Below are 5,677 nucleotides of genomic sequence, written 5' to 3'. Positions count from 1 at the left end.
GGGAAGACGAGATACAGCTCGAGCGTCGAGATGTCGGAATCGGTGGGACTGCCCATGATCAGGGCCGGCCCGGTGTAGCCCTCGGGATCGGCGACGGTCGCGAACTGGTATGCGATCTGCCCGTTCTGGACGAAGGCGCGCAGGTTCTGCGGGATCTGGTCGGCGGGCCCGCTCGAGGTGGGGGCCCGCGGACCGTCGCCGGGGACGATGAGGACGGGATCGAAGGTTCCGGCGACGCCGGTGTCCTGTCCCCCGTCGCTGCCGCGGCTGGTGAGGATCGCCGCGGCACCGTCGAGACGGACCGCGAGCGAGCCCGAGTCGTCGGCGCCCGCGAGCTGCCCCTCGACGAGTGCGCGCGAGCGATCCATCTCCTCGGTCGCCGCGTCGATCTTCACTTCGAGCAGACGGTCGGTGATCTGGCTCGTGAGTACCACTCCGAGCACGAACATGACGATCAGCGACAGCGTGAGGGTCGAGGTCACGACCCGCAGCTGCAGCGATCGTCGCCAGGTGTGCGCGAGTCGGCTGCTCATCGACCGCGACCACCTCACCAGCGGCAGCGTCCTACGCGTGATACGCCGCCGAAGCCGGTAGGTTCGGATCACGGCGGTCCGGCCTTGTAGCCGACCCCCCGCACCGTGAGCACCGCCTCGGGATTCTCGGGATCCTTCTCGACCTTCGCGCGCAAGCGCTGGACGTGGACGTTCACGAGCCGGGTGTCGGCGGCATGCCGGTAACCCCAGACCTGTTCGAGCAGGACCTCACGGGTGAACACCTGGCGCGGCTTGCGCGCGAGCGCCACGAGCAGGTCGAACTCGAGAGGCGTGAGCGAGATCGCCTCGTCGCCGCGGGTGACCTTGTGGGCGGGGACGTCGATGGTGATGTCGCCGATCGTCAGGACCTCGGCCGGTTCCTGCTCGGTGCGGCGCAGACGGGCCCGCACGCGCGCGACGAGTTCCTTCGGCTTGAACGGCTTGACGATGTAGTCGTCGGCGCCGGATTCGAGGCCGAGGACGACGTCGACCGTGTCGGACTTGGCGGTGAGCATCACGATCGGCACACCCGAATCCGCGCGGAGCACGCGGCAGACGTCGATGCCGTTCATGCCGGGGAGCATGAGATCGAGCAGGACGAGGTCGGGCCGGATCTCCCGCACGGCACCGAGCGCCTGCGTGCCGTCCCCCACCACGAACGGTTCGAATCCCTCGCCGCGCAGCACGATCGTGAGCATCTCGGCCAGCGCGGTGTCGTCGTCGACTACCAGAATCCTCGGCTTCATAGCCTCTATCGTGTCACCCCTTCACCGTCGTGAAGCAGATTTGAGATGTGAACGGCGAGTTGTGGCGCGGAGGTCTGCGGGCCCGCGACCTCCCACGGAGACATCCACTGCTGCTGCGCGAGCCCGTCGTACACCGCACCCGTGCGTTCCTGTAGACCGCCGTCGCGCTCGTAGGCGTCGCGGTCGCGGTCCGCCTCGGTCGCGGCGCGGTGACGGGCGCGCTCCGCGGCCAGTTCGACGGGAACGCGGAGCAGCACCTGCAGATCGGGTACCGGAAGCCCGAATCGTTCGAACTCGAGCCGGCGGATCCACTCCACCGCCGGGCCGGTCGCGTCCTCGTTCCGGCGCGCCGCGGTGTACGCGGCGTTGGACGCGACGTACCGGTCGAGCAGCACGATGTCGTTGTCGGCGAGCAGTTTCCGCAGTTCGTCGGCCGCATCACGACGGTCGAGGGCCCACAGCAGGGCCATCGCCTCGACGCTCGAGGCGGTGTCGCCGTGGTGCCCGCGCAACGCCTCCGCGCCCAGATCGGCGTGGATCGACTTCCCGTAACGCGGGAAGGCCAGCGTCGCGACCCTCCGTCCGGCCTCGCGCCAGGTCTCGACGAGACCGGCGGACAACGTCCGTTTGCCGGCCCCGTCGAGACCTTCGACGACGATCAGATCACCCATGCGCTCCGCGTTTCCCGTCGAGTGCCCGGGATCAGTAGCGGTAGTGCTCGGGCTTGTACGGGCCCTCGACGTCGACGCCGATGTACTCGGCCTGTTCCTTAGTCAGCTTCGTGATCTGCCCGCCGAGCGCCTCGACGTGGATCTTCGCGACCTTCTCGTCGAGGTGCTTGGGCAGGCGGTAGACCTCGTTGTCGTACTCGTCGGGTTTGGTCCACAGCTCGATCTGGGCGATCACCTGGTTCGCGAACGAGTTGCTCATCACGAAGGAAGGGTGACCCGTGGCGTTGCCGAGGTTGAGCAGGCGGCCCTCCGACAGGACGATGATCGAATGACCGTCGGCGAAGGTGAACTCGTCGACCTGCGGCTTGATGTTGATCCGCGTGACGTCGGCTGCGCGCTCGAGGCCGGCCATGTCGATCTCGTTGTCGAAGTGGCCGATGTTGCCGAGAATGGCCTGGTGCTTCATCGCCTTCATGTGCTCGAAGGTGATGATGTCCTTGTTGCCCGTCGCGGTGATGACGATGTCGGCCCGGCCGATGAAGTCCTCGACCGTCACGACGTCGTAGCCGTCCATCATGGCCTGCAGCGCGTTGATCGGGTCGACCTCGGTGACCGACACGCGTGCACCCTGGCCGCGCAGCGCCTCGGCGCAACCCTTGCCGACGTCGCCGTAACCGCACACGAGCGCGGCCTTGCCACCGATGAGCACGTCGGTGCCGCGGTTGATGCCGTCGAGCAGCGAGTGCCGGGTGCCGTACTTGTTGTCGAACTTGCTCTTGGTGACCGAGTCGTTGACGTTGATCGCCGGGAACGCGAGTTCGCCGGCCGCCGACAGCTGGTACAGGCGCAGCACGCCGGTGGTGGTCTCCTCGGTGACGCCCCGCACCGACTCCGCGACGGTGGTCCACTTCTTCGAATCGGCGGCGAGCGAGCGGCGCAGCAGTTCGAGGAAGACCTTGTACTCGGCGGAGTCCTGCTCCTCGTCGATCGGCGGGACGACGCCGGCCTTCTCGAACTGCGCACCCTTGAGCACGAGCATCGTGGCGTCGCCACCGTCGTCGAGGATCATGTTGGCGGGCTCACCGGGCCAGGTGAGCATCTGCTCGGCAGCCCACCAGTACTCCTCGAGCGTCTCGCCCTTCCACGCGAAGACCGGGACACCCTCGGGCTCCTCGGCGGTACCGTGCGGGCCGACGACGATCGCCGCGGCGGCGTGGTCCTGGGTGGAGAAGATGTTGCACGACGCCCAGCGCACCTGCGCACCGAGGGAGACGAGCGTTTCGATGAGCACAGCGGTCTGGACCGTCATGTGCAGCGAGCCGGAGATCCGTGCGCCCTTCAGCGGCTGCACCTCCGCGTACTCGCGGCGCAGCGCCATCAGGCCCGGCATCTCGTGTTCGGCGAGCCGGATCTCCTTGCGCCCGAATTCGGCGAGGGACAGATCGGCGACCTTGAAATCGAGACCGTTGGCCCGGTCGGCGACGAGCGTGGTGTCGGACACGTGCAGATGCCTCTTCCTGTCGGCAGACAATGTTGGTTCCAGGCTATACAACCTGAGCAAGGATCGGCCGAGCAGCTCGTCCACCGACGGTTCCGCCCCGGCCGACCGGCCGGTCAGCCGCGGACGGCGGCCCGTTCGACGAACGGCACGAGGAGATCAGCGAGGTCGGCGGCGACGTCGCGCCCCGAAGCCGGAGGCATGGAGACGAAACTCAGCGCCACCCGCACGACGGCGCGCGCCAGGATCCCGGCGTCGGATTCGGACGCCGCGATCCAGCTGTGATGGAAGGTCTCGGTGAGGCGGCCCGCGCCCCGCTCGAGGATGGGGGCGGCGTCGGTGGTGATCAACCGCAGCAGGTCGGGCTTGGCCTCACCGCTCAGCAGCGACTGCACGAGGGGGTCGGCGGCGGAGGCCTCGAAGAAGAACGCGAAGCCGTCGGCGAGCGCGGCGCGCGCGTCCCCGACGTGCGCGTACACCGAATCGGCCACGGCGTCGACGAACTCGTCGACCAGCCGCAGCGCGTAACCCTGGGCCAGGCCCTGCCGGGAGGAGAATTCCTTGTAGAGGGTCTGCCGGCTGATGCCGGCGGTCCGGGCGACGTCGCTCATCGTGACGGCCGACCAGTCGCGTTCGAGTAGCAGCTCCCGCATGGCGTCGAGGATCGTCGAGCGCAACAGCACCCGACTGGCCTCGTGGAAGGGAATCCGCGCGTTCGGCATGGGAGGAACGCTCTCACGCACGGATGTGCTCGTCAAAGCAACGCGAACCGTGATTCACCGTGCTGTGATTCACCGCACAGGGGTTCACCGGCGGACGATCTCCACCATCTCGAAGTCGGCCTTGGCGGCACCGCAGTCCGGGCAGGACCAGTCGTCGGGGATGTCCTCCCACCGGGTGCCGGGCTCGATGCTCTCGTCGGGCCATCCCTCGGCCTCGTCGTATTCGAAACCGCACACGAGACAACGGAACAAGCGGTAGTCGGTACTCACGGGGTGTACTCCTCGAAATCGATCTTCTCCCGGACTCCGCAGTCGGGGCACGGCCAGTCGTCCGGCACCTCGGACCACACGGTGCCGGCCGGGAAACCTTCCCGCGGGGCGCCGGCGCTCTCGTCGTAGGTGAACTCGCAGACGGGACAACGGTAGGACGCCACGATCACTTCCCTTCCGCGGCAGCATGATCCACTACTCCGTAGCGGACGAGGATCTTCTCGCGGCGACGCGGCTCGATGTTCGCGCGGGTGATGTCGCCGTCGTAGTGGTCGAGCACGCGATGGTCCATGACCTTGCGCCACAACGGTGGGATGTAGGCGAGGGTGATCATCGTCGCGTAGCCGGCCGGCAACTGCGGTGAGACCTCCATGCTTCGCAGGGTCTGGTAGCGCCGCGTGGGATTGGCGTGATGGTCGCTGTGCCGCTGCAAGTGATAGAGGAAGATGTTCGTCACCAGATGGTCGCTGTTCCAGCTGTGCGCGGGCGAGCAGCGTTCGTAACGCCCCTTACCGGTCTTCTGCCGGAGCAGGCCGTAGTGCTCGAGATAGTTCACGACCTCGAGCAGCGAGAACCCGAAGATCGCCTGGATCACGAGATACGGCGCGATGGACAGACCGAAGACGCCGAGGAGCACCGCGTACAGGGCGACGGAGATCGCCCACGCGTTGAGGACGTCGTTGTGCACGCTCCACACCGGCTTGCCGAGCCGTTCGAGGCGGGCCCGCTCGAGACGCCATGCCGAACGCAGACTGCCGAGCACGCTGCGCGGCAGGAAACGCCAGAAGCTCTCCCCGAACCGCGCCGAGGCGGGATCCTCCGGAGTCGCGACGCGCACGTGATGCCCGCGATTGTGCTCGATGTAGAAGTGGCCGTAGAAGGCGGGAGCGAGAGCCCACTTCGACAGGCGCCGTTCGAATTCGACCTTCTTGTGACCGAGCTCGTGCGCCGTGTTGATCCCGATGCCCGCGACCACGCCGACCGAGATGGCGAGACCGATCTTCGACACCACGCCGAGACCGCCGTCGATGCCGAGCCAGGACAGGTCGTCGGCCGACCACAGATAGCAGGCGAAGATCAGCGACGCGAACTGGAAGGGCAGATACAGGTAGGTGCAGTAGCGGTAGAAGCGGTCGTTCTCGAGTTGTTCGAACAACTCGTCGGGACGGGTTCTCCCGTCGGCCGACGAACAGGTCGAGCAACGGTACGAGGACGTAGATCAGCAGTGGGCCGATCC

6 protein-coding genes and 2 pseudogenes are annotated in these 5,677 nt (G+C 67.2%); all 8 read right to left on the bottom strand.

Going from position 1 to position 5,677, the window contains the following annotated elements; genetic code table 11:
* Positions 1–533, bottom strand: a pseudogene (locus R1101_RS26935) (two-component sensor histidine kinase); the annotation flags it as partial.
* A 68-nt stretch (positions 534–601) separates the two neighbouring features.
* Complete coding sequence (mtrA, locus tag R1101_RS0115025; protein ID WP_006550216.1) at positions 602–1,279, bottom strand: MtrAB system response regulator MtrA; 678 nt, start codon at positions 1,277–1,279, stop codon at positions 602–604.
* A 5-nt stretch (positions 1,280–1,284) separates the two neighbouring features.
* Positions 1,285–1,950, bottom strand: coding sequence for a dTMP kinase (locus R1101_RS0115020; protein ID WP_016934218.1), 666 nt, complete (start codon positions 1,948–1,950; stop codon positions 1,285–1,287).
* Positions 1,951–1,981: 31 nt separating this feature from the next.
* Positions 1,982–3,451 (bottom strand): adenosylhomocysteinase, encoded by a 1,470-nt coding sequence (gene ahcY, locus R1101_RS0115015; RefSeq protein ID WP_016934217.1) that lies wholly within the window; start codon positions 3,449–3,451, stop codon positions 1,982–1,984.
* 113 nt (positions 3,452–3,564) lie between these two features.
* Positions 3,565–4,170, bottom strand: coding sequence for a TetR/AcrR family transcriptional regulator (locus R1101_RS0115010; RefSeq protein WP_016934216.1), 606 nt, complete (start codon positions 4,168–4,170; stop codon positions 3,565–3,567).
* Between the two features lie 84 nt (positions 4,171–4,254).
* Positions 4,255–4,440 (bottom strand): rubredoxin, encoded by a 186-nt coding sequence (locus R1101_RS0115005; protein ID WP_016934215.1) that lies wholly within the window; start codon positions 4,438–4,440, stop codon positions 4,255–4,257.
* A complete protein-coding gene (locus tag R1101_RS0115000; protein ID WP_026003306.1) occupies positions 4,437–4,604 on the bottom strand; it encodes a rubredoxin in 168 nt (55 codons plus the stop codon). Before R1101_RS0115000 ends, R1101_RS0115005 begins: the two co-directional genes overlap by 4 nt.
* A 2-nt stretch (positions 4,605–4,606) precedes the next feature.
* Positions 4,607–5,677: pseudogene (locus tag R1101_RS26930) on the bottom strand (alkane 1-monooxygenase); the annotation flags it as partial.

The sequence above is a fragment of the Rhodococcus sp. R1101 genome, assembly GCF_000278445.1.
Classification (GTDB): Bacteria; Actinomycetota; Actinomycetes; order Mycobacteriales; family Mycobacteriaceae; genus Rhodococcus; species Rhodococcus gordoniae.
Note: the sequence above shows the minus strand (reverse complement) of the source record. Positions and strands in the feature narration are given on the sequence as shown.